The sequence below is a fragment of the Streptomyces sp. Je 1-4 4N24 genome (assembly GCF_026239515.1).
Classification (GTDB): domain Bacteria; phylum Actinomycetota; class Actinomycetes; order Streptomycetales; family Streptomycetaceae; genus Streptomyces; species Streptomyces nigrescens.
Window position 1 is genome coordinate 7,847,748 of sequence record NZ_CP110836.1, and the last position, 25,111, is coordinate 7,872,858.

Sequence of the window (25,111 nt, forward strand, 5' to 3'; positions counted from 1 at the left end):
TGCGGCGGGGCGCGGGGCGGCCCGGTGGCACGCCCCGACGGCCCCGGCCGGGTCAGAACGCCGCGTTGTACACCAGGCCGGACAGCACCGCGCCGATCAGCGGACCGGCCACCGGGATCCAGGCGTAACTCCAGTCGGAGGAGCCCTTGTTGGGGATCGGCAGCAGGGCGTGCACCAGGCGCGGGCCCAGGTCACGCGCCGGGTTGATGGCATAGCCGGTGGGGCCGCCCAGCGACAGCCCGATGCCGACGACCAGCAGTGCGACCAGCAGCACATTGATCCCGGAGCCATAGATCCCCGCGTCCTCGCCGGGGACCGGGCCGATGCCGATGCCCTTGTTCTGGCCGAAGAACAGCAGCGGCAGCACCAGACCGATGGTGGCGATGATCTCGGTCACCAGGTTGGCGGCCGGCTTGCGGATCTCCGGGGCGGTGGAGAAGATCCCGAGCGTCGGCTGGGCCTTGCTCTGCTCGGCGTTGGCGGCGAACTGCGCGTAATACAGCGCCCAGGCCAGTACGGCCCCGATCACCGCGCCGACCATCTGCGCCAGGACGTACAGCGGCACCTTCGACCACTCGGTGCCGCCGGCGACCGCCGATCCCAGCGTCACCGCGGGATTGAGATGCCCGCCGGACAGCGGCGCCGAGGTGTAGGCGCCGGCCAGTACGGCCATGCCCCAGCCGAAGGCGATCACGACCCAGCCGGCGCCCTTCGCCTTGGAATAGTGCAGGGTGACGGCGGCGCACACACCGGCGCCGAAGAGAATGAGTATCGCGGTGCCGATCACTTCACCGACGACGATGTCCGCATTGGAATACATGGCGGCTCCTTGGCCCTCGCCCGGGGACGTCCCCCGGTCCTCCGTGCAGGGTGCGTGCCACCGGCGGGCAGCGGACAGCCGCTGCCACCCGGCCGGGGTGCCTGAGTGCGGCGATGCCGACTGGCATCCGGAAGTGTTCACCGGTGCTGAGGGGCCGTCAAGGTCGCACACCGCAGAGGATGTTGAGGACACCGCCCGGACCCGCGGCCCGTACGCCGCCGTCAGCCGCGAGCTCCCGCCCCCTCCTGACCGGGCGGCGCGGGGCACCCTCCGCCCGCCGGACCGGACGCCCCGCCCGCGGTGCCGCGCCGGATCTCCGTCCGCTCCGACCCGGGGCGCCCCAGCACCCAGCTCGCCCCCGGCAGCGCCTTGGCGGCCTTCTTCAGCGGTGCCAGCGCGGCCGCGGCCTCGTGGTGCCCGGTGACGGCGCCGGGCGGACAGACCACCGTCGCCAGCGACAGGGTGACCGGCCGCCCGCCCGCCGACCAGGCCACGTCCAGCAGCGCCGCCGCGAACGGTGCCAGACCGTCCGGCTCGGCCAGCACCAGAAAGTCGTCGCCGCCGATATGACCCACCCGGCTGGCCGGTTCACCCGCCGCGACCCGCGCCAGCGTCCGCCCCACCGCACGGATCAGCTCATCGCCGGCCGCAAACCCCGCGCCGTCATTGACCTGCTTGAAACCGTCCACATCCAGCCAGCTCAGCGCGAACGCCCGGCCCTCGGCGATCCGCCGGGCCACCTCACCGTTGATCTCGTCCGAACCGGGCAGCCGGGTCAGCGGGTTGAGCCGGGCCGCCTCCTCCACCCGGCTCTCGGCCAGGGCCCGCAGAATGTCCGCCAGGTGCACCACGCCCATGCAACGGCCGCGCTCGTCCACCACCGCCACATCGTCCCCGGTACGGTCGCGGTCGCCCTCGGCGATCACGTCGAGGACCTGCCAGGCGGTGGCGTCCGCGCCGACCGTCCGCGGCCGGTCGGCGAGCCGCAGCGCCGGACGGTCGGCGTACAGCGCATGCCCGTACCGCCCGGACAGCGACAGCAGGAACCGGTCCCGGTCGATCGCCCGGACCGGCACCCCGTCCCCGTCCACCAGCAACACCCCCGACACCCCGGGGAACCCGGTGAGATGACTGCGCACCGCACCCGCCGACGCGGACATCGGCAGCAGCGCGGCGGGCTGCAGGAACTGGGCGACCGGCGGCCCCGAGGGCGGGCGGTGCGGCGCCGACGGTCCGTTCACCGCGGGCGGGAGCGCGGCCGGCAGATACACCTCGGTCACCGGCCGGCGGGTGGGCGGCGCGAACAAGTGGCCCTGCGCCAGCTGCACCCCGGCGTCCCGCACCGCCCGGTACTGCCGCTCGGTCTCCACGCCCTCGATGGCCAGCAGGCCGCCCACCCGCTCGCACAGCTGCCGCATGGCGGCCACCGCGGCCTGCGGCCCCCGGTCGGTGTCCAGCCGTCGGCACAGCGAGGCATCGAGTTTGACGAGGTCCGGTGCGAGGTCGCCGAGCAGCCGCAGCGGAAGATCACCGTCCCCGACGCCGTCCGCACAGATCCGGAAGCCCTCGTCGCGCAACGCCGCCGCGGCCTCCAGCAGCGCGGCACACGGGACATCGCTGAACGGCCCGCCGACATCGAGGGTGATCTCCCACGGCCGCCGGCCCACGTCGTGGACCGCCTTGCCCAGGGCCGTCAGCGGGGTGAGCTCGGCGACCGTGGTGGCGAAGAGGTTGATGTGCAGCGGCAGCGGCGTCTGCCGGTGTGCCGCCACCCGTACGGCGAGCGCCGCCAGTTCGGCGTCCAGATTGGGGTGCCGGCGCGCCGCGGCCAGCACATCGGCGTCCGCGTCCTCGGGGCGGGCGAGTATCTCCAGCGCGGCGACCGAGCCGGTCGAGAGGTTCACGACGGGCTGGAAGGCGAATCGAAGCTGGTCCGTCCAGGCAGGCACGGGTAGCAGCATGCCCCGCCACCACGGCGAACGGCGCGTGGTTCACGCACTGTTCACGCACCCTTCCGGAGCGTACGGCCCACTGCCGCGCGAGGCACACACGACGTTCGAGCAAGACCGCCAGGGGGTGCTCGTACACGCGCCGGTGTGCGACTGCATTCGCATTCACTGCATTCAGCGCATCACTGCACTCAGCGCACTCACTGCACTCACTGCACTCACTGCACTCACTGCACCACTGCACTCAGCGCACCGCGACCACGGCCGACCCGTGCCCGAACAGCCCCTGATTGGCGGTCACCCCCACCCGGGCACCCGGCACCTGACGCGCGCCCGCCTGCCCCCGCAACTGCCACGTCAGCTCGCAGACCTGGGAGATGGCCTGGGCCGGCACCGCCTCACCGAAGGAGGCCAGTCCGCCGCTGGCGTTCACCGGCAGCCGCCCGCCCAGCGCCGTCGCACCGTCCCGCAGCAGCTTCGCGCCCTCACCGGCCCCGCACAGCCCCAGATCCTCGTACCACTCCAGCTCCAGGGCGGTGGACAGGTCGTAGACCTCGGCCAGTGAGAGGTCCTCGGGGCCGATCCCGGCCTCCTCGTAGGCGGTGTGCGCGATCGACGCCCGGAAGCCGGTCTCCGGCTCCGGTACGGCGGCCGCCGAGTCCGTGGCGATGTCCGGCAGATCCAGTACGGTCCGCGGATACCGCGGGGTGGCCGTGGAGACCGCGCGGATCCGGACCGGGTCCGTGGCACCGTGCCGGCGCGCGAAGTCCATGCTGGTCAGGACCAGTGCCGCGGCACCGTCGGAGGTGGCGCAGATGTCCAGCAGCCGCAGCGGATCGGCGACCACGGCGGACGCCGCGACCTCCTGCGCGGTGACCTGCTTGCGGTAGCGGGCGTACGGATTGGCCGCGCCCGCCGCCGAGTTCTTCACCTTCACCCGCGCGAAATCGTCGGCCGTGTCGCCGTACCGCGCCATCCGTCGGCGTGCGTACAGCCCGAAGTACGCCGGGTTGGTGGCCCCCAGCACCCGGAACCGCAGCCAGTCCGGATCATCGGGCCGCTCGCCGCCCGCCGGGGCGAAGAACCCCTTGGGCGCGGCGTCCGCGCCCACCACCAGGGCCACCTCGGCCATCCCCGAAAGGATCTGCGCCCGCGCGGTATTGATGGCCTGGGCGCCGGACGCGCAGGCCGCATAGACGCTGGTCACCCGGGCACCCTGCCAGCCCAGCGCCTTGGCGAAGGTCGCGCCCGCCACGTAACCGGGGTAGCCGCCGCGCACCGTGTCCGCGCCGACCACGCTCTGCACCGCGCGCCAGTCGAGCCCGGCGTCCGCGAGGGCGTCCCTGGCCGCCTTCGTCCCGTACTCGACGAAGCTGCGCCCCCACTTGCCCCAGGGATGCATCCCGACACCGAGCACCGCCACATCACCGCTCGCGCCGCTGCGGCAGGGCCTGGCTATCCGCCCATCTGCCTGCCTAGCTACCCGCCGCCCACCCGCGCCCTTAGTTTTTTCCCCGCCGCCCACCCCCCTTCGGGGGGTGGGCGGGTATAGGGATGCGGGAACCGCACCGGGGGCGACGGATTCCGGTGCGTCGGGTGCAGCGTCGAGGGCGTCGGGCCCCCGAGCATCTGGGGCGTCGGGCCCCCGAGCGTCGGCGGCATCGGGAACCGCACCGGGCGTACCCGGCCGTCGCGACACGGAGATCGCCCCACCTCCATCCCCGTCCCCCGCCACCCGCCACCGCCAGGTCGTCCAGATGTGCGCCTCGTCCTCGTGGAGCACCCCCGGCACCAGCTCGACCTCCGTGCCCACGGTGAGATCCGCGGCGCGGACGCCGGGCGCGGTCTGTCCGAGGACCACCATCCGTTCCTCCGCGAGTTCCACCGCGACCAGGAGGTACGGCTGCCACGCGGTGTCCGGGTCGGAGACGTAGGGCGCGGGCGGGCGATAGCGGGCGTCGGTGTACGACCAGACCGTGCCGCGCCGGGACAGCGGCACCTCTACCAGCTCGCCGCCCCCGCATGCGGGGTTGCGGCAGAAGGTGTCCTCACGGGGGAAAAACACCGCGCCGCAGGCCCGGCACCGGGTCCCCAGCAGCCGGAAGTCCGCCGCATCCTGGTCGAACCATCCCGGCACCACCGGCTTCCGCGTACGTGCCACAGCCCCTCCTCCACCGCACCGACAACCCAAGAACTGACGGAACGTCAGGAGTGTGGCACGCTGCCGCTCCGCACGGAACCCCGGTACGGCCGCCGGGCGATCAAGCCGTTCACGAGGGGGAGTGCCGGTGCCCGAGACTGCCCGCACCGATGCCCGTCCGTCCGCCGGGCTGCGTCGCAACCGGCTCCGAGGGCACCGACGCCCCTGCACGCGCCACCGGACAGGGCATCACCTCGCCCGGCCTCCCGAGGCCCGGGGCGGCGGCGACGCCTCGTTCGCGGCCTGGATCCCGGTCGCCGCGCCGGATCTCGGCGGCCGCCACGAGGGCCGTACGGAGGATTCGGCGCCCGAACGGAAAGCCGCGCAGGATTTCGCCGAACCGGACGCGGCCCGGCCGCGTCCCCCACAACAGGGTCCGGGGCACGGGATCGACGGGGGTGATGCCGTGCCCCGGCCCGCGAACGAGCCGCCCGCCCGCGCCGGCCGAGACCCGTCGGCCCACGGGCCTTCTTATCCGCCGATGCCTCCCCGAGCCGCCCAACGCCCGTCAGTGCCGGACCAGTGACCGCCGCGCTATCGGGAAGTCGAAGTAGGTGTCCGGGAACGTCTCCGGTGTGAAGGTGTAGTGCCACCACTCGTTCGCGTAGTTGACGAATCCGGCGCGCTCCAGGCCGTCCTTGAGCAGCAGACGGTGGGCCCGTTGGCTGCCCGTGATCCGTGGGTCGAGGGTGTGCGCCAGGGTGTCGAAACAGTCGAAGCCGGTACCCATGTCCAGCGAATTGTCCGGGAAGCGGGCCGCCTTCGGGCCGTAGCACGACGCCAGCGGCTCCCCGGGGACGTACGGCCGGGTCGGCAGCGCGGGCAGCCGCACCAGCGTCAGATCGACGGTGCTGCCCCGGCTGTGCCCGGACTTCTCCGCGATATAGCCGTCCCGGAAAAGCGTCGACTTGTCGACCCGCGGATAGAATTCCGCCTTCATCCGCTGGTCGCCGAGGTCCTTGGCCCAGGACACGAAGTGGTCCACGGCGCGCTGCGGGCGGTAGCAGTCATAGACCTTGAGGGAGTATCCGCGGCGCAGGAACGAGACCTGCGCCCGGTGCAGGGCCCGCGCCGCGTCCCGCGTCAGCAGGCACATCGGAGCCCGATAGCCGGTCACCGGCACGCCCATGAAGTTGTGCGGGGTGAAGTAGCGCATCTCCTGGATGATCGTGGGATCCACGCTGCGCAGTGGTACGAACTCCCTTGGCGCCTTGGGGTCGTGGGCGGGAGGCGACGACGGCGCCCGGCGGGTGACGGTGTCCGCCGCCGCGCTCGGGGAGAGCGCGGTGACAGCGATCAGGGCGGCGGCAGCGGCAGCGAGGCCGCGCAGGGCGGCAGCAAGTCTCGGCATGGCCCTCGTCTACCAGCCCCGGCAGCCGGAGGGGAAGCCCCGCCACACAGCCGGCCCACCGCGCACCACGGCCCCGCCCGCCTCCCCTCCGACCCCGCGAACTCCCTCCGCCTCACCACGCCCCGCCCGCATCCCCTCCGACCCACCGCGAACCTCCCGCCGACCCACCACGCCCCGCCCGCCCGGCTACCCCTCCGTCCCGCCGGCCAGCCCCCGCACCCGCACCGGATACCCCACCGCGCCCCCGTCCCGCCGCTCCACGACCACCCGGCCGCCGGACCGCCGCGAGGTGAAGCGCTCCACGGTCGGCCGCTGCCAGCCGTCCCCGGCGTCCGGCACCACCAGCCCGCTGCCCCCGCGCCCGGCGACCGGTGCCCACACCTCCAGCTCTGTCCCGCCGTGCGCACCCGCTACCGGCAGCACCGCACCGGCCCGCGCCAGCACCGGAATCCGCGACAGCGGCGCCTCCACCCACACCTGCCCGGGGCCGTCGTACGCCCGCCCGGTCGCGGTGTCGTACCACCGGCCGCGCGGCAGCCGTACCGGCCGCCGGGTCACCCCCGCCGCCAGAACCGGCGCCACCAGCAGTGCGTCCCCCAGCAGAAAGGCGTCCTCGCAGTCCCGTAGCGCCCGGTCCCGCGCCGCGCTCCACCACAGCGGCCGGACATACGGCGCCCCGGTCAGCCGCGCCAACTGCCCCAGCGTCCCGAGGTACGGCAGCAGCCGCTGCCGCTCACGCAGCGCCGTACGGGCATGTGCGAGCACCTCGCTCCCGTATTCCCAGGGCTCCCGCCGCCCCGCCCCCATCGCCGAATGCGTACGGAACAGCGGCATATAGGCGCCCAGTTGGAACCACCGCAGATACAGCTCCGGACACGGCACCCCGGAGAACCCGCCGATATCGGGACCGCTGTACGGCACCCCGCACAGCCCCAGCCCCAGCACCAGCGACAGCGACGCCCGCAGCCCCGGCCAGCCCGTCGCCACATCGCCCGTCCAGCTGCCGCCGTAGCGCTGCAGCCCGGCCCAGCCCGAACGCGAGAAGAGGAACGGGCGCTCGGCCGGCCGCAGTTCGCACAGCCCCTCGAAGCCGGCCCGGGCCATGGCCAGGCCATAGACGTTGTGCGCCTCCCGGTGGTCGCCGCCCCGCCCCTCCAGCGCATGCCGTGCCGAACGCGGCAGGGTCCGTTCCCCGAACGCGGCGAAGGAGGCCGGCTCGTTCATGTCGTGCCAGACCCCCGAGAAGCCCTGCGCCAGCCGCTCCGCGTACAGCGCACCCCACCACTTGCGCACCCGCGCATCGGTGAAGTCCGGATACACCGACTCGCCCGGCCACACCACCCCGCGCACCTCGCGCCCCCGCGCGTCCCGCACAAAGGCGTCCGCCGCCACCCCGCCCTCGTACACGATGTCCCCCGGCTCGGCCTTCACCGCCGGATCCACGATCGACACCAGCCGCACCCCGTCCGCACGCAACTCCCGGGCCAGCCCCGGGAGATCCGGATAGCGCTGCCGGTCGACCGTGAAGACCCGGTGCCGGTCGTAGTGGTCGATGTCCAAATGGACGGCGGACAGCGGAAGTTCCCGCTCCTTGTAGCCGGCCACCACCCGGCGCACCTCGGCCTCCCCACCGAAGCCCCAACGGGCGTGCTGATATCCCAGCGCCCACTGCGGAGGCAGCGCGGGCGCCCCGGTCAGCGCCGTCCAGACCTGCAGCACCCGGGCCGGGGATCCGGCCAGCACCCAGTAGCGCAGCGGCCCGCCGTCCATCCGCAGCTCACAGGTGCCCGGCCGGTCATGGCCCGAGCCCGCCCCCTCCGCGCCCTCGCGCAGCGTGACCCGGCCGTCCCAGGAATTGTCGTGAAAGACCAGATGCGTACCGGCGTCCGCCACCACCAGCTGCACCGGCATCGTCAGCGACAGCGGATCGTCGCCCGGCTCGAAGGCCCCGCCCGGATCGGTGTTCCACAGCCGGTACGCACCGTCCCGCAGCCGTGGCCCGTGCGCCCGGCCGCCCAGCCCGAAGAACCGGGCGTCGGCCGCCACCTCAGAGCGCTGCACCCAGCGCGAGACACCGCACCCCTCCGGCCGCCCGGCGCGCTCGTCCACCCCCTCGTCGCCCGCCCCGTCCCACCAGCGCGGCGGCAACTCCCGCCGCAGCACCGCCCCGCCGGGCGTCCGCACCTCCACCGCGCCGTGCCGGGACACCACCACCAGCACCCGCTCGGAGACCACCCGCCAGCCGCCCTCCGTATCGGGCTCCAGCACCGCCCGCGCATCCACCTCCGGGCACGCCCCGGCCAGCGCGTACGACGGCTCCGGCTCGGCACCGTCCCAGCCGCAGAACACCGCACCGCCCGCGGCCACCCGCACCCGCAGCGACGACCGCGCGAAATGGAGCACCCCGCCGCCCGGCTGGGGCTCCGCCCTCAGCGCCGGCCCCGGTACCCGCGCCCGTTCCGCACCGCGCCGCGGCAGCGCCCGCGCATCCGTTCTCCACGCCCGCCACGCCGAGCGCACGGACCGCAGTCCCTGCGCCGGTCCGACCGCCCTGATCATCCGTACCGACCGCACCAGATCCCGCCCGTCCATACCGGTCAGCCTGCCATTGACGGGCGGGTGTGCGGGCATCGTTCAACTGCCGTTCACCTGCACCGGGTCACGCTCGGCCACCTTCAGGCCCGGGGCCCGCCCCCCATGGCCGAATCCCGCCACGGCCCCGGCCACCAGCCCCCGCGCCACATGGCGGCACCACATCCGCCACCCCCCGAATGTGGGGAGTCCACCCTGGTGCACAAGTCGATCACATGGCATCGTCCAGGCAAGCCGTGTCACGCGCACACGCCCACCCACTGGGCCGGGGGACCCCCACCGCTGTGCGCGCCCGACGCCCACGACGCGTATCGCCCGGGAGCCGCATCATGACCACCGCACCGCAGTCCGCCCACCAGCCGGAACCGCTCTGGCAACCAGGCCCGGACCGCATCGCCGGCGCACAGGTCACCCGCTTCCACACCTGGGCGGCAGCGCACCACGGCGCACCCGCCCCCACCCCCGGCGACCCCGCAACGAGCTACGCCGAGCTGCACCACTGGTCCGTCAGCGACCTCCCCGCCTTCTGGCAGGCCACCGCGGAGTGGTTCGACGTCCGCTTCATCACCCCGTACGAGACCGTCCTCGCCGACCGTGCGATGCCCGGCGCCCGCTGGTTCCCCGGTGCCACCCTCAACTACGCCGAGCACGCCCTGCGCGCCGCAGAGGACCCGGCCCGCGCCGATGCACCCGCGCTGCTGTACGTCGACGAGACCCATGAGCCGACCCCCGTCACCTGGACGGATCTGCGCGCCCAGGTCGGCTCGCTGGCCGCCGAGCTCCGCCGCCTCGGCGTCCGCCCAGGCGACCGCGTCAGCGCCTACGTCCCCAACATCCCGCAGGCCGTCGTCGCGCTCCTCGCCACCGCCGCGGTCGGCGCCGTATGGACCTCCTGCGCCCCCGACTTCGGCGCCCGCAGTGTGCTGGACCGCTTCCAGCAGATCGAACCGGTCGTCCTGTTCACCGTCGACGGCTACCGCTACGGCGGCAAGGAGCACGACCGCCGCGACACCGTCGCCGAGCTCCGCAACGAACTGCCCACCCTGCGCGCCGTCGTCCACATCCCGCTGCTCGGCACCCCCGCCCCCGAAGGCGCCGTGAACTGGTCGGACCTGACCTCGAACGACACCGAACCAGTCTTCGAACCGGTCCCGTTCGACCACCCGCTGTGGGTCCTGTACTCCTCCGGCACCACCGGCCTGCCCAAGGCCATCGTCCAGTCCCAGGGCGGCATCCTGCTCGAACACCTCAAGCAGACCGGCCTGCACTGCGACCTCGGCCCCGAGGACCGGTTCTTCTGGTACACCTCCACCGGCTGGATGATGTGGAACTTCCTCGTCGCCGGCCTCCTGGTGGGCTCCACGATCGTGCTCTACGACGGCAGCCCCGGCCACCCCGACATCTCCGCCCAGTGGCGGGTCGCCGAAACCACCCGGGCCACCGTCTTCGGCACCTCCGCCGCCTACGTCATGGCCTGCCGAAAGGCCGGTATCCACCCGGCCCGCGACCTCGACCTCTCCGCCATCACCTGCGTCGCCACCACCGGCTCCCCGCTCCCGCCGGACGGCTTCCGCTGGCTGCACGACAGCTTCACGGAGGGCGGCACCGACCTGTGGACGGCCTCCGTCAGCGGCGGCACCGACGTCTGCAGCTGCTTCGCCGGCGCCGTCCCCACCCTCCCCGTCCACATCGGCGAACTCCAGGCCCCCTGCCTCGGCACCGACCTGCAGGCCTGGGACCCCCAGGGCGAACCGGTCATCGACGAGGTCGGCGAACTCGTCGTCACCAACCCCATGCCGTCCATGCCCACCCGCTTCTGGAACGACCCCGACGGCACCCGCTACCACGACAGCTACTTCGACATGTACCCCGGAGTCTGGCGGCACGGCGACTGGATCACCGTCACCCCCCGCGGCAGCGTCGTCATCCACGGTCGCTCCGACTCCACCCTCAACCGCCAGGGCGTCCGGATGGGCTCCGCCGACATCTACGAAGCCGTCGAACGGCTCCCCGAGATCCGCGAATCCCTCGTCATCGGCCTGGAGCTCCCCGACGGCGGCTACTGGATGCCGCTCTTCGTCCACCTCGCCCCCGGCGCCACCCTCGACGACACCCTTCGCGACCGCATCAAGCGCACCATCCGCGAACAGCTCTCCCCGCGGCACGTCCCCGACGACATCATCGAAGCCCCCGGCGTACCGCACACCCTCACCGGCAAGCGCATCGAGGTCCCGGTCAAACGCCTCCTCCAGGGCACCCCCCTCGACAAGGCCGTCAACCCCGGCTCCGTCGACAACCTCGAACTGCTCCGCTTCTACGAGCAGATGGCCCGCGACCGCGCCACCGACCGCACGCAGTAGGCCCGCCCGGCGCCGGACCGCAGGCCCGCACGGCCTCCGGCCCGGCGCCCGGCCCGCATTGTCAGACCCTCCGATTACTCTCAGTGACAAGTGGCGTCCGGCCGCACACGCTCAGCGCCGGACGCATCTCACCAGGGGGAGTCATGACAGCCACATCCAAGTACACCGACCAGTCCGCCGCCCGCCGCAAACTACGCCGCGAAGTCCCCAGCGCCGCCGCCGTCCTGGCCGACGAGCAGGACTTCCGCGCCATGCGCCGCTACCGCACCTTCCCGTTCGACGACCACCGCAGCTACCTCCAGCAGATGGAGCGCCTGCTGCGCACCCTCGCCTCCCAGGGCGTGCTCACGACCATCAGCCTCTTCGACCCGGTCGCCTACGAGAAGTACTGCGCCGACCTCGCCCTGGACCCCGACCGCCCCGACAGCCGCAGCCGCTACACCGCCGAAGTCGCCCGTACCGGCGCGACATTGACCTACCAGGGCGAACCGCTGAGCCGGCTGCTCCCGCTACTCGTCGAAGAAGCCGGCCGCCAGGCGACCTGGGACCACGCCTCCGCCGTCCTGGCCCGCGCCGGCGACTGTCCGGAGTGCGGCGAAGACCTCGCCCACGCCGCCTTCGCCCGCGCCACCCAGGCCCTCCAGCAGCTCCTCGAAACCCTCGGCAGCGGCACCCACCACCTCGTCTGCTCCGTCGCCACCGGACACCCGTCCCTCCTGGCGGTGCTCCACGCCACCGCCCAGGAGGGCGCCCGGCGCCGGCTCGCCGAATCCGACACCCTCATCTTCTGCACGGTCCTCGCCGCCGGCTTCGCCCTGCGCACCCCCGGCGGCATCGTCTCCCGCACCACCCCCGGCCCCGCCGACCACGGCACCACCGGCGACCCCGCCCAGGACACGGTCCGCGGCTGGTCCCTCCGCGACTCCTGGCCCCGCGCCCTCAGCGCCGCCGAGGTCTTCACCGCCTACTGCACCGACGCCGGCACCGGCGAACCGATCCCACCCGAGCACGGCGTCGACTACGCCCCCGGCCTTCCCCTCACACCCCCGCCCGACCTCCATCACCACGACTGACCACACCGCCCACCGCAACAGCACGGCCGCCCCGCCACAAAGGGCGGGACGGCCGTCCACGCTGCTGCGACGCACCGCGCCGCGCGAGATCACTCCCCGGAGAGCACCGCCTGCGCGGCGGCCCGCGCATCGTCGGCGGTGTCCGCGGCACGCGCCGCTGCCGCCGCCCGCTCACACTGCGCCAGCGTGTGCTTCGACAGCGTGGACCGCACGTAGGGAATCGACGCCGCACCCATCGAAAGGCTGGTGACACCGAGCCCCGTCAGCACACACGCCAACAGCGGATCGGAGGCCGCCTCACCACAGACACCACAGCTCTTGCCCTCGGCCTTCGCGGCCTCGGCCGACACCGCCACGAGGTCCAGCAGCGCCGGCTGCCAGGGATCCTGCAGCCGCGAGACGGCACCCACCTGACGGTCGGCGGCAAAGGTGTACTGCGCCAGGTCATTGGTCCCCAGCGAAAGGAACTCGACCTCCTGCAGAATCGACCGCGCCCGCAGCGCCGCGGACGGGATCTCCACCATGGCCCCGAACTTCGCCTGCAGCCCTGCCTCCCGGCAGGCGTCCGCGAACGCCTTGGCGTCGATCCGGTCCGCCACCATCGGCGCCATGACCTCGAGGTAGACCGGCAGCCCCTCGGCCGCCTTCGCCAGCGCCGTCAGCTGCGTACGCAGCACATCCGGGTGGTCGAGGAGCGTCCGCAGCCCCCGCACACCCAGCGCGGGGTTGGGCTCATCGGCCGGCGTCAGAAAGTCCAGCGGCTTGTCGGCACCGGCGTCCAGCACGCGCACGACCACGCGGCCCTCCGGAAACGCCTCCAGCACCTTCCGATACGCATCGACCTGCTTCTCCTCGGACGGCGCCTTCTTGCTGTCATCCAGGAAAAGGAACTCCGTACGGAAGAGCCCGACACCCTCGGCCCCGGCCTCGACCGCAGCGGCCACATCACCGGGCCCGCCGACATTCGCCAGCAGCGGCACCTTGTGCCCGTCGGAGGTGGCCCCCGGACCGGACGACGCCGCCAGCGCCGCCTTCCGCTCCGCCGCGGCCTGCTCCAGCGCCGCCCGCTTCTCGGCGCCCGGCTCGACGAAGACCTCACCGGTGCTGCCGTCGACGGCGATGACCGTGCCCTCGACGAGCTCACCCGCACCGGGCAGCGCGACGATCGCCGGCACCCCCAGCGCCCGCGCCAGAATCGCGCTGTGGCTGGTCGGCCCGCCCTCCTCGGTCACGAACCCGAGCACCAGCGTCGGGTCGAGCAGCGCCGTGTCGGCCGGCGCCAGATCGCGCGCGATCAGCACATACGGCTCGTCACTGTCCGGCACACCCGGCATCGGCACACCCAGCAGCCGCGCGACGATACGGTTCCGCACATCATCCAGGTCGGCCACCCGGCCCGCGAGGTACTCACCGGCACCCGCCAGCAGCGCCCGGTAGGCAGCGAACGCGTCATACACACCGCGCTCGGCGGTGCTGCCGACGGCGATCCGCCGCTCGACATCCGCCATCAGCTCGGGGTCCTGCGCCATCATGGCCTGTGCCTCCAGCACGGCCTGCGCCTCACCGCCCGCCAGATTTCCCCGCGCTATCAGGTCAGCAGCCACAGCTTCCACGGCCTGACGGGCACGCCCCTGTTCGCGCTCCGCCTCGTCCGCCGGAATCTGCTTGGCCGGCGGCTCGAGAACCGCCGTGCCCATGTGCCGCACCTCGCCGATCGCCACACCATGGCTGACGCCGACGCCTCGCAGCGTTGTCTCCATTGCACCCGTCTCCGGTCGATGCGACGGCCCCGGGCCGCCGCGATGGATGTCGTACCTGCCGTTGGGGGGGGGGAGCCCCGGCGTTACTGCCAGGAGAAGAGCTGGTCGCCCGCCTTGACGTCGCCGTCCTCACGCACCTCGCCGAGCGAGTCCGCAGTGGCCTCCAGCGCGACGACCGGGCACACCGGCGACTTCCCGGCCAGCTCCACAGCGGCCGGGTTCCAGCGCACGACCTCCTGGCCGCGGGTAACGGTGTCGCCCTTGTTCACGAGCAGCTCGAAGCCCTCGCCATTGAGCTGAACGGTGTCAATACCGAGGTGGGTGAGCACACCGTGCCCCTCGGAGTCGACGACGACGAACGCATGCGGGTGCAGCGATACGAGAACACCGTCCACGGGCGAAACTGCGGCGGACGGCTCACGCACCGGATCGATGGCGGTACCGGGACCCACCATCGCTCCGGAGAACACCGGGTCGGGCACAGCCGCGAGTCCGATGGCGCGTCCGGCAAGAGGGGACGTCACGGTGGTCATGGGAAGCCTCCCAGGGGTGGAGATTCATCAGGCCGCCGTCACTACCTGTCCTGGACGGCGCACCGTTCAGAAGCGTAAGTCATAAGAACTGACGGTTCCGCATGAGAGACGCCGGTTGCCGTCCGCGAGTCCCGCCGAATCGATTTGCCTCGCCCACACCAGAGCTGTACTGTCTGACACCTGCCCCGGACAGCCAGGACGCAATCAACTGCGTCCGGTTGAGGTGGGCGGCACTCCTAGCGTCTTGATCGCGACTCAAGAATTGCGCTTTCTGCATGCCTGCAGAAAAGCAGCGGTCCGGAAGCCGGAAAAGGCCTGATAGAGTGTGAAGCACCGAAGGGAAGCGCCCGGAGAGCCCGGTACTGAGTCAAATCAGAACCGATAAGGCACAAAGGAAGCGTCCGTTCCTTGAGAACTCAACAGCGTGCCAAAAGTCAACGCCAGATATGTTGATACCCCGTCTACCGGAAACACTTCCGGCGGATGAGGTTCCTTTGAAAGTCCACCACGGCCGATGCGGTCGGGGTGGCACACACAGCGAGGACGCTGTGAACCACCAGACTTATTCCGTCCGGTGGTTCCGCTCTCGTGTGTGTTGACCCGATTACGGGTAAACATTCACGGAGAGTTTGATCCTGGCTCAGGACGAACGCTGGCGGCGTGCTTAACACATGCAAGTCGAACGATGAACCTCCTTCGGGAGGGGATTAGTGGCGAACGGGTGAGTAACACGTGGGCAATCTGCCCTTCACTCTGGGACAAGCCCTGGAAACGGGGTCTAATACCGGATACGACCACCGACCGCATGGTCTGGTGGTGGAAAGCTCCGGCGGTGAAGGATGAGCCCGCGGCCTATCAGCTTGTTGGTGGGGTGATGGCCTACCAAGGCGACGACGGGTAGCCGGCCTGAGAGGGCGACCGGCCACACTGGGACTGAGACACGGCCCAGACTCCTACGGGAGGCAGCAGTGGGGAATATTGCACAATGGGCGAAAGCCTGATGCAGCGACGCCGCGTGAGGGATGACGGCCTTCGGGTTGTAAACCTCTTTCAGCAGGGAAGAAGCGAAAGTGACGGTACCTGCAGAAGAAGCGCCGGCTAACTACGTGCCAGCAGCCGCGGTAATACGTAGGGCGCAAGCGTTGTCCGGAATTATTGGGCGTAAAGAGCTCGTAGGCGGCTTGTCACGTCGGATGTGAAAGCCCGGGGCTTAACCCCGGGTCTGCATTCGATACGGGCAGGCTAGAGTTCGGTAGGGGAGATCGGAATTCCTGGTGTAGCGGTGAAATGCGCAGATATCAGGAGGAACACCGGTGGCGAAGGCGGATCTCTGGGCCGATACTGACGCTGAGGAGCGAAAGCGTGGGGAGCGAACAGGATTAGATACCCTGGTAGTCCACGCCGTAAACGTTGGGAACTAGGTGTGGGCGACATTCCACGTCGTCCGTGCCGCAGCTAACGCATTAAGTTCCCCGCCTGGGGAGTACGGCCGCAAGGCTAAAACTCAAAGGAATTGACGGGGGCCCGCACAAGCAGCGGAGCATGTGGCTTAATTCGACGCAACGCGAAGAACCTTACCAAGGCTTGACATACACCGGAAAACCCTGGAGACAGGGTCCCCCTTGTGGTCGGTGTACAGGTGGTGCATGGCTGTCGTCAGCTCGTGTCGTGAGATGTTGGGTTAAGTCCCGCAACGAGCGCAACCCTTGTTCTGTGTTGCCAGCATGCCCTTCGGGGTGATGGGGACTCACAGGAGACTGCCGGGGTCAACTCGGAGGAAGGTGGGGACGACGTCAAGTCATCATGCCCCTTATGTCTTGGGCTGCACACGTGCTACAATGGCCGGTACAATGAGCTGCGATACCGCGAGGTGGAGCGAATCTCAAAAAGCCGGTCTCAGTTCGGATTGGGGTCTGCAACTCGACCCCATGAAGTCGGAGTTGCTAGTAATCGCAGATCAGCATTGCTGCGGTGAATACGTTCCCGGGCCTTGTACACACCGCCCGTCACGTCACGAAAGTCGGTAACACCCGAAGCCGGTGGCCCAACCCCTTGTGGGAGGGAATCGTCGAAGGTGGGACTGGCGATTGGGACGAAGTCGTAACAAGGTAGCCGTACCGGAAGGTGCGGCTGGATCACCTCCTTTCTAAGGAGCACTTCTTACTCGAACCTGGTTCGGGTCAGAGGCCAGTACATCAGCGAATGTCTGATGCTGGTTGCTCATGGGTGGAACGTTGACTATTCGGCGCACTTGATTGGTTGTCACTAGTACTGCTTCGGCGTGGAACGTGGGGATTGATGGAGTGGGCCGGGCGCGCTGTTGGGTATCTGAGGGTACGGACTGTTGTCTGGACCTTCGCGATGCCGGCCCCAGTGAACTCAGCCTTCGGGTTGGGGTGGTGGGTGGCTGGTCGTTGCTTGAGAACTGCACAGTGGACGCGAGCATCTGTGGCCAAGTTTTTAAGGGCGCACGGTGGATGCCTTGGCACCAGGAACCGATGAAGGACGTGGGAGGCCACGATAGGCCCCGGGGAGCTGTCAACCGAGCTTTGATCCGGGGGTGTCCGAATGGGGAAACCCGGCAGTCGTCATGGGCTGTCACCCGCTGCTGAACACATAGGCAGTGTGGAGGGAACGCGGGGAAGTGAAACATCTCAGTACCCGCAGGAAGAGAAAACAACCGTGATTCCGGGAGTAGTGGCGAGCGAAACCGGATGAGGCCAAACCAGTCACGTGTGATACCCGGCAGGGGTTGCGTGGTTGGGGTTGTGGGATCTCTTTTCTGCAGTCTGCCGGCTGTGGGACGAGTCAGAAACCGTTGGTGTAGGCGAAGGACATGCGAAAGGTCCGGCGTAGAGGGTAAGACCCCCGTAGCTGAAACATCAACGGCTCGTTTAAGAGACACCCAAGTAGCACGGGGCCCGAGAAATCCCGTGTGAATCTGGCGGGACCACCCGTTAAGCCTAAATATTCCCTGGTGACCGATAGCGGATAGTACCGTGAGGGAATGGTGAAAAGTACCGCGGGAGCGGAGTGAAATAGTACCTGAAACCGTGTGCCTACAAGCCGTGGGAGCGTCGCACAAGGACTTGTTCCTTGTGTCGTGACTGCGTGCCTTTTGAAGAATGAGCCTGCGAGTTTGCGGTATGTTGCGAGGTTAACCCGTGTGGGGAAGCCGTAGCGAAAGCGAGTCCGAATAGGGCGTTGAGTAGCGTGCCCAAGACCCGAAGCGGAGTGATCTAGCCATGGGCAGGTTGAAGCGGAGGTAAGACTTCGTGGAGGACCGAACCCACCAGGGTTGAAAACCTGGGGGATGACCTGTGGTTAGGGGTGAAAGGCCAATCAAACTCCGTGATAGCTGGTTCTCCCCGAAATGCATTTAGGTGCAGCGTCGTGTGTTTCTTGCCGGAGGTAGAGCACTGGATAGGCGATGGGCCCTACCGGGTTACTGACCTTAGCCAAACTCCGAATGCCGGTAAGTGAGAGCGCGGCAGTGAGACTGTGGGGGATAAGCTCCATGGTCGAGAGGGAAACAGCCCAGAGCATCGACTAAGGCCCCTAAGCGTGTGCTAAGTGGGAAAGGATGTGGAGTCGCAGAGACAACCAGGAGGTTGGCTTAGAAGCAGCCATCCTTGAAAGAGTGCGTAATAGCTCACTGGTCAAGTGATTCCGCGCCGACAATGTAGCGGGGCTCAAGCACACCGCCGAAGTCGTGTCATTGCAGCATGAGGGCCAACGCCCGCTGTGATGGGTAGGGGAGCGTCGTGTGCCGGGTGAAGCAGCCGTGGAAACGAGTTGTGGACGGTTCACGAGTGAGAATGCAGGCATGAGTAGCGATACACACGTGGGAAACGTGTGCGCCGATTGACTAAGGGTTCCTGGGTCAAGCTGATCTGCCCAGGGTAAGTCGGGACCTAAGGCGAGGCCGACAGGCGTAGTCGATGGACAACCGGTTGATATTCCGGTACCCGCTTTGAAACGCCCAATATCGAATCCATTAATGCTAAGGCCGTGAAGCCGGCCTGGAGTCTTCGGACAAAGGGACGTGGTGGAGCCGCCGATCCAAGGTGGTAGTAGGTAAGCGATGGGGTGACGCAGGAAGGTAGTCCAGCCCGGGCGGTGGTTGTCCCGGGGTAAGGGTGTAGGGCGCTGTCCAGGTAAATCCGGACAGCATGAAGCCTGAGACCTGATGCCGAGCCGATTGTGGTGAAGTGGATGATCCTATGCTGTCGAGAAAAGCCTCTAGCGAGTTTCATGGCGGCCCGTACCCTAAACCGACTCAGGTGGTCAGGTAGAGAATACCGAGGCGTTCGGGTGAACTATGGTTAAGGAACTCGGCAAAATGCCCCCGTAACTTCGGGAGAAGGGGGGCCATTGCTGGTGATCCGATTTACTCGGTGAGCTGGTGGTGGCCGCAGAGACCAGCGAGAAGCGACTGTTTACTAAAAACACAGGTCCGTGCGAAGCCGTAAGGCGATGTATACGGACTGACGCCTGCCCGGTGCTGGAACGTTAAGGGGACCGGTTAGTCAACTTTCGGGTTGGCGAAGCTGAGAACTTAAGCGCCAGTAAACGGCGGTGGTAACTATAACCATCCTAAGGTAGCGAAATTCCTTGTCGGGTAAGTTCCGACCTGCACGAATGGCGTAACGACTTCTCGACTGTCTCAACCATAGGCCCGGTGAAATTGCATTACGAGTAAAGATGCTCGTTTCGCGCAGCAGGACGGAAAGACCCCGGGACCTTTACTATAGCTTGATATTGGTGTTCGGTTCGGCTTGTGTAGGATAGGTGGGAGACTTTGAAGCGGCCACGCCAGTGGTTGTGGAGTCATTGTTGAAATACCACTCTGGTCGTGCTGGATGTCTAACCTGGGTCCGTGATCCGGATCAGGGACAGTGTCTGGTGGGTAGTTTAACTGGGGCGGTTGCCTCCTAAAGAGTAACGGAGGCGCCCAAAGGTTCCCTCAGCCTGGTTGGCAATCAGGTGTTGAGTGTAAGTGCACAAGGGAGCTTGACTGTGAGACTGACGGGTCGAGCAGGTACGAAAGTAGGGACTAGTGATCCGGCGGTGGCTTGTGGAAGCGCCGTCGCTCAACGGATAAAAGGTACCCCGGGGATAACAGGCTGATCTTCCCCAAGAGTCCATATCGACGGGATGGTTTGGCACCTCGATGTCGGCTCGTCGCATCCTGGGGCTGGAGTCGGTCCCAAGGGTTGGGCTGTTCGCCCATTAAAGCGGTACGCGAGCTGGGTTTAGAACGTCGTGAGACAGTTCGGTCCCTATCCGCTGTGCGCGTAGGAGTCTTGAGAAGGGCTGTCCCTAGTACGAGAGGACCGGGACGGACGAACCTCTGGTGTGCCAGTTGTCCTGCCAAGGGCATGGCTGGTTGGCTACGTTCGGAAAGGATAACCGCTGAAAGCATCTAAGCGGGAAGCCTGCTTCGAGATGAGGACTCCCACCCCCTTTGAGGGGTTAAGGCTCCCAGTAGACGACTGGGTTGATAGGCCAGATATGGAAGCCTGGTAACGGGTGGAGTTGACTGGTACTAATAGGCCGAGGGCTTGTCCTCAGTTGCTCGCGTCCACTGTGTAGGTTCTGAAGTAACGACCTGTGATTGTGCCGGGTTGGTTAACTTCATAGTGTTTCGGTGGTCATTGCGTTAGGGAAACGCCCGGTTACATTCCGAACCCGGAAGCTAAGCCTTTCAGCGCCGATGGTACTGCAGGGGGGACCCTGTGGGAGAGTAGGACGCCGCCGAACAAACTTTGAGAAAGCCCCTCGGGAACGAAAGTTCCTGGGGGGCTTTTTTGCGTTTCCGTGATCTTGGGACCCGCGGCACGGCGTCGGCGGCGGGGCAGGTAAGGTCAAGGGGCATCGTTGGTACATTTCCCACAGGAGGCTTCCGCGTGGAGGTCCAGGAGACGCGGGTCCAGACGGATCGCGTCCTCACCATCCCCAATATCCTGAGCATGGCTCGCCTCCTCGGCGTGCCGTTGTTCCTGTGGTTGATCCTGTGGCCGGTATTCGGTGGCCCGAAGGCCGATGGCTGGGCACTGCTGGTCCTCGCGCTGAGCGGCGTCAGTGACTATCTGGACGGCAAGCTTGCCCGGCGCTGGAACCAGATCAGCAGTCTGGGGAGGATCCTCGACCCGGCCGCCGACCGCCTCTACATCCTCTCCACCCTCGTCGGTCTGACCTGGCGCGAGATCCTGCCGGTCTGGCTGACCGCGGCTCTGCTGGCACGGGAACTGATGCTGCTGATCGCGATCGGATTCCTCGGACGCCACGGTTACGGGCCGCCCCAGGTGAACTTCCTGGGCAAAGCGGCTACGTTCAACTTGATGTACGCCTTCCCGTTGCTCCTCCTGAGCAGCGGAAGCGGCTGGCTTCACACACTTGCTGCGGTTTTCGGATGGGCGTTCGCAGGATGGGGTACGGCGCTGTACTGGTGGGCAGGAATCCTCTACGTGGTCCAGGTCCGCCGACTCATCAGAGCGGACACCACGGCCGACTGAGCTTTCCGGACCGGCAGCTGGTGCCAAGGCCCGGCGCCCGTACGCGATAACAGGAACAGTGGGCGTTCTGGACAAGTGAAGTCGGCAAGACCGTCGTCTCTTAGAGGAGGACGCTTCCGACATGAAGGCCGTTGTGATGGCCGGCGGCGAGGGAACACGCCTTCGCCCCATGACGTCCAGCATGCCCAAGCCCCTGCTTCCGGTCGTCAATAGGCCGATCATGGAGCATGTGCTCAGGCTGCTGAAGCGGCATGGTCTCAACGAGACCGTCGTGACCGTGCAATTCCTTGCCTCCCTCGTCAAGAACTATTTCGGCGACGGAGAAGAGCTCGGAATGGAGCTCACCTACGCCAATGAGGAAAAGCCGCTCGGCACCGCAGGCAGCGTGAAGAACGCCGAGGAAGCCCTCAAGGACGACGCCTTCCTCGTCATCTCCGGTGACGCCCTCACCGACTTCGATCTCACGGATCTGATCCGGTTCCACAAGGAAAAGGGCGCCCTTGTCACCGTCTGCCTCACGCGGGTCCCCAATCCGCTCGAGTTCGGCATCACCATCGTCGACGAGGCCGGCAAGGTCGAACGCTTCCTGGAAAAGCCCACCTGGGGCCAGGTCTTCTCGGACACCGTCAACACCGGCATCTACGTCATGGAGCCGGAGGTCTTCGACTATTTCGAGCCCGACGTGTCGGTCGACTGGTCCGGGGATGTGTTTCCGCAGCTCATGAAGGAAGGCAAGCCGATCTACGGCTATATCGCCGAGGGCTACTGGGAAGACGTCGGCACGCATGAGAGCTATGTGAAGGCCCAGGCCGATGTGCTCGAAGGCAAGGTCGATGTCGAAATCGACGGCTTCGAGATCTCGCCGGGCGTATGGGTCGCGGAGGGCGCCGAGGTCCATTCGGACGCGGTGCTGCGCGGTCCGCTGTACATCGGTGACTACGCCAAGATCGAAGCGGGTGTGGAGCTTCGTGAGCACACCGTCGTCGGCTCCAACGTCGTCGTCAAGAGCGGTGCGTTCCTCCACCGGGCAGTAGTGCACGACAACGTCTACATCGGTCAGCAGAGCAATCTGCGCGGCTGTGTGATCGGCAAGAACACCGACATCATGCGGGCCGCCCGGATCGAGGACGGCGCCGTCATCGGTGACGAGTGTCTGATCGGTGAAGAGTCGATCGTCCAGGGGAATGTGCGGGTCTATCCGTTCAAGACGATCGAGGCCGGTGCGTTCGTCAATACGTCGGTGATCTGGGAGTCCCGCGGCCAGGCGCATCTGTTCGGTGCCCGCGGGGTGTCCGGGATCCTCAATGTCGAGATCACACCGGAACTCGCGGTGCGGCTCGCGGGTGCGTATGCCACCACGCTGAAGAAGGGTTCCACGGTCACCACCGCGCGTGACCACTCCCGTGGTGCCCGGGCGCTCAAGCGTGCCGTGATCTCCGCGCTGCAGGCCAGCGCCATCGACGTACGCGACTTGGAGAACGTCCCGTTGCCCGTCGCCCGCCAGCAGACCGCGCGTGGCAGCGCCGGCGGGATCATGGTCCGTACGACGCCCGGTGTGCCGGACTCCGTGGACATCATGTTCTTCGACGAGCGGGGCGCCGACCTCTCGCAGGCCGGGCAGCGCAAGCTCGACCGGGTCTTCGCCCGCCAGGAGTACCGTCGAGCCTTCCCCGGCGAGATCGGTGACCTGATCTTCCCGGCCAGTGTCTTCGACTCCTACACCGGGTCGCTGCTGCGGGCCGTGGACACCACGGGCATCGGCGAGTCCGGGCTGAAGGTCGTCGTGGACGCCTCCAACGGCAGCGCGGGCCTGGTCCTGCCCAGCCTTCTGGGACGGCTCGGTGTCGACTCCCTGACCATCAACCCGGGGCTCGATGAATCCAGGCCGACCGAGACCCCCGATGCCCGGCGTGCCGGGCTCGTCCGGCTCGGCGAGATCGTGGCCTCGGCGCGGGCCGCCTTCGGGGTGCGCTTCGACCCCGTCGGTGAGCGACTCTCCCTCGTGGACGAGCGTGGCCGGATCATCGAGGACGACCGCGCACTGCTGGTCATGCTGGACCTGGTCGCCGCCGAGCGGCGCACCGGCCGGGTGGCGCTGCCGGTGACCACGACCCGGATCGCCGAGCAGGTGGCCGCGTATCACGGGACGCAGGTGGAGTGGACGACGACCTCGCCCGACGATCTGACCCGGGTGGGCCGCGCCGACGGCACGGTCTTCGGCGGGGACGGCATGGGCGGCTTCATCATCCCGGAGTTCAGCAGCGTCTTCGACGGCGCGGCCGCCTTCGTCCGGCTGATCGGCCTGGTCGCCCGTACCCAGCTCACACTCAGCCAGATCGACGCGCGGATCCCGCGGGCGCATGTCCAGCGCCGGGACCTGGCCACCCCCTGGGCCGTCAAGGGCCTGGTCATGCGCCATGTCGTCGAGGCCGCCGGTGACCGGGACGTGGACACCACCGATGGCGTGCGGGTCGTGGAGGCCGACGGCCGATGGGTTCTGGTGCTGCCGGACCCCGCTGAGGCGGTCACCCACCTGTGGGCGGAAGGGCCGGATGACGCCTCCGCTCAGCAGCTGCTGGACGAGTGGTCCGCCGTGGTGGACAGCGCAGGACGCTGACCGGGGCTCCACCGGCGGGCCGTGAATCGGCACGCCGGTGGGGCCATTGGGAGACCGCGCGGCCGACGTGCGACGATGTGCGGCATGTCGCAGCAGCGCCCCGATCGGAGCAACCCGAACACGCCGGCCGCGCGCCCCGATGCGTCCATGTCGCTGCTGACCAACGTGATGGATCACAGTCTCGACGACGGATATGCCGAGGCCGCCGCGCGGAAGTCCGAAGCCGGGGTGCGAGGTCTGCCGCGTACCTTGCGGGCGAAGTTGGGCCTCGCGGCCGGTTTGGTGCTGGCCGCGATCGTCGTGACGGTGGGGGCGGCGCAGGCGCGGATATCAGCACCGACGCTCGCCAAGGAGCGCGAGGAACTGATCAACCGCATCCAGAAGGGCACCGGCGAGGCGGACACACAGCAGAAGCGGGTCGATGCGCTCCGGGACGACGTCAGCAGGATGCAGCGCGACGCCCTGAAGAAGCACGGTGGCGACAAGGCCGAACTGCTGGCCCTGCTCTCCGGCTCGACCCAGGTCACCGGGCCCGGTGTGAAACTCGTCGTGGACGATGCGAAGGGCGCGGCCTCCAGCGGCGGCGGACCGCGTGAGAGCAGTGGTTTTTCGGACACCGGGCGGGTACGCGACAGGGATATGCAACGCGTTGTCAACGGCCTGTGGGCATCCGGTGCGGAGGCCATCTCCGTCAATGGACAGCGGCTTACGTCACTCTCGGCGATCAGAGCCGCGGGAGACGCCATACTGGTCGACAACAAGCCACTGGTGCCGCCTTATACGGTGCTGGCGGTGGGGGACGGGCAGCGGCTGAGCACCGCGTTCCAGGACAGCGCCGACGGTCAGTACCTGCATGTGCTGCAGGAGAACTACGGCGTGCGCACCAGGATTTCCGCTGAGAACGAGGTCACGCTGCCGCCCGCGCCCAGCTTGATCGTACGTACCGCAAAGCCGCAGGCCGGTGCCGCCAAGGCGGACGGCGCCGACACAGGGAAGGGCACATCGTGATCGCCGTATTGGGCCTCATCGTGGGAGTCGTGGTCGGGCTTGTCGTCCGACCCGTGGTGCCGACGGTGGTCGAGCCCTACTTGCCGATCGCTGTCGTCGCGGCGCTGGATGCCGTGTTCGGCGGTCTGCGCGCCATGCTGGACGGCATCTTCGATGACAAGGTCTTTGTGGTCTCCTTCCTGTCGAATGTCGTCGTCGCCGCGCTGATCGTTTTCCTCGGCGACAAGTTGGGCGTCGGTGCCCAACTGTCCACCGGTGTCGTCGTGGTGCTGGGTATCCGGATCTTCTCCAACGCCGCTGCCATCCGCCGGCACGTCTTCAGGGCGTGAG

General features: G+C 68.3%; 13 protein-coding genes, 3 rRNA genes and 1 pseudogene. 9 read left to right on the forward strand and 8 right to left on the reverse strand.

Going from position 1 to position 25,111, the window contains the following annotated elements; translation table 11 throughout:
* Positions 1–52 precede the first annotated feature (52 nt).
* The 6 genes and pseudogenes from SLV14N_RS34390 to SLV14N_RS34415 form a co-directional block, all read right to left on the reverse strand.
* Positions 53–820 (reverse strand): MIP/aquaporin family protein, encoded by a 768-nt coding sequence (locus SLV14N_RS34390; protein ID WP_208686404.1) that lies wholly within the window; start codon positions 818–820, stop codon positions 53–55.
* A gap of 221 nt (positions 821–1,041) precedes the next feature.
* Positions 1,042–2,769 carry a GGDEF domain-containing protein gene (locus SLV14N_RS34395; protein ID WP_208686406.1) on the reverse strand — a complete coding sequence of 576 codons (1,728 nt, stop codon included), beginning with the start codon at positions 2,767–2,769 and terminating at the stop codon, positions 1,042–1,044.
* Positions 2,770–3,013: 244 nt separating this feature from the next.
* A complete protein-coding gene (locus SLV14N_RS34400) occupies positions 3,014–4,228 on the reverse strand; it encodes a lipid-transfer protein (protein ID WP_263273368.1) in 1,215 nt (404 codons plus the stop codon).
* Between the two features lie 276 nt (positions 4,229–4,504).
* Positions 4,505–4,930, reverse strand: a pseudogene (locus tag SLV14N_RS34405) (Zn-ribbon domain-containing OB-fold protein); the annotation flags it as partial.
* Positions 4,931–5,477: 547 nt separating this feature from the next.
* Positions 5,478–6,320 (reverse strand): M15 family metallopeptidase, encoded by an 843-nt coding sequence (locus tag SLV14N_RS34410; protein WP_208686410.1) that lies wholly within the window; start codon positions 6,318–6,320, stop codon positions 5,478–5,480.
* A gap of 186 nt (positions 6,321–6,506) precedes the next feature.
* Positions 6,507–8,912, reverse strand: a complete 2,406-nt coding sequence (locus SLV14N_RS34415) for a glycoside hydrolase family 31 protein (protein WP_263273369.1) — start codon at positions 8,910–8,912, stop codon at positions 6,507–6,509.
* A 329-nt stretch (positions 8,913–9,241) separates the two neighbouring features.
* Here SLV14N_RS34415 and SLV14N_RS34420 point away from each other — a divergent pair, with 329 nt between their 5' ends.
* Positions 9,242–11,272: an acetoacetate--CoA ligase gene (locus SLV14N_RS34420; protein ID WP_263272474.1), complete on the forward strand. Its 2,031-nt coding sequence runs from the start codon at positions 9,242–9,244 to the stop codon at positions 11,270–11,272.
* Positions 11,273–11,415: 143 nt separating this feature from the next.
* Complete coding sequence (locus tag SLV14N_RS34425) at positions 11,416–12,345, forward strand: hypothetical protein (protein ID WP_263272475.1); 930 nt, start codon at positions 11,416–11,418, stop codon at positions 12,343–12,345.
* An 89-nt stretch (positions 12,346–12,434) separates the two neighbouring features.
* Here SLV14N_RS34425 and ptsP read toward each other — a convergent pair whose 3' ends face one another.
* Together ptsP and SLV14N_RS34435 are read right to left on the reverse strand one after the other, a co-directional pair.
* On the reverse strand, positions 12,435–14,105 hold the full coding sequence (gene ptsP / locus SLV14N_RS34430) for a phosphoenolpyruvate--protein phosphotransferase (protein WP_208686415.1): 1,671 nt from the start codon (positions 14,103–14,105) through the stop codon (positions 12,435–12,437).
* Between the two features lie 83 nt (positions 14,106–14,188).
* The gene (locus tag SLV14N_RS34435; protein ID WP_208686417.1) at positions 14,189–14,638 is read right to left on the reverse strand and encodes a PTS glucose transporter subunit IIA; all 450 of its coding nucleotides are present in this window, start codon (positions 14,636–14,638) and stop codon (positions 14,189–14,191) included.
* A 617-nt stretch (positions 14,639–15,255) separates the two neighbouring features.
* On the opposite strand from SLV14N_RS34435, the gene SLV14N_RS34440 reads away from it, so the two are divergent.
* From SLV14N_RS34440 to SLV14N_RS34470, 7 genes are all read left to right on the forward strand, one after another.
* Positions 15,256–16,784, forward strand: a 16S ribosomal RNA gene (locus SLV14N_RS34440).
* 304 nt (positions 16,785–17,088) lie between these two features.
* A 23S ribosomal RNA gene (locus SLV14N_RS34445) occupies positions 17,089–20,210 on the forward strand.
* A gap of 74 nt (positions 20,211–20,284) precedes the next feature.
* Positions 20,285–20,401, forward strand: a 5S ribosomal RNA gene (gene rrf, locus SLV14N_RS34450).
* The 16S, 23S and 5S rRNA genes sit together here, the layout of an rRNA operon.
* Positions 20,402–20,547: 146 nt before the next feature.
* Positions 20,548–21,156, forward strand: coding sequence for a CDP-alcohol phosphatidyltransferase family protein (locus SLV14N_RS34455; RefSeq protein WP_127149650.1), 609 nt, complete (start codon positions 20,548–20,550; stop codon positions 21,154–21,156).
* Between the two features lie 121 nt (positions 21,157–21,277).
* Positions 21,278–23,773 (forward strand): mannose-1-phosphate guanyltransferase, encoded by a 2,496-nt coding sequence (locus SLV14N_RS34460; protein ID WP_208686420.1) that lies wholly within the window; start codon positions 21,278–21,280, stop codon positions 23,771–23,773.
* Between the two features lie 75 nt (positions 23,774–23,848).
* Entirely contained in the window at positions 23,849–24,781 is a 933-nt protein-coding gene (locus SLV14N_RS34465) for a DUF881 domain-containing protein (protein WP_208686422.1), read from the forward strand.
* Positions 24,778–25,110 carry a small basic family protein gene (locus SLV14N_RS34470; protein ID WP_003984969.1) on the forward strand — a complete coding sequence of 111 codons (333 nt, stop codon included), beginning with the start codon at positions 24,778–24,780 and terminating at the stop codon, positions 25,108–25,110. Before SLV14N_RS34465 ends, SLV14N_RS34470 begins: the two co-directional genes overlap by 4 nt.
* Position 25,111 lies beyond the last annotated feature (1 nt).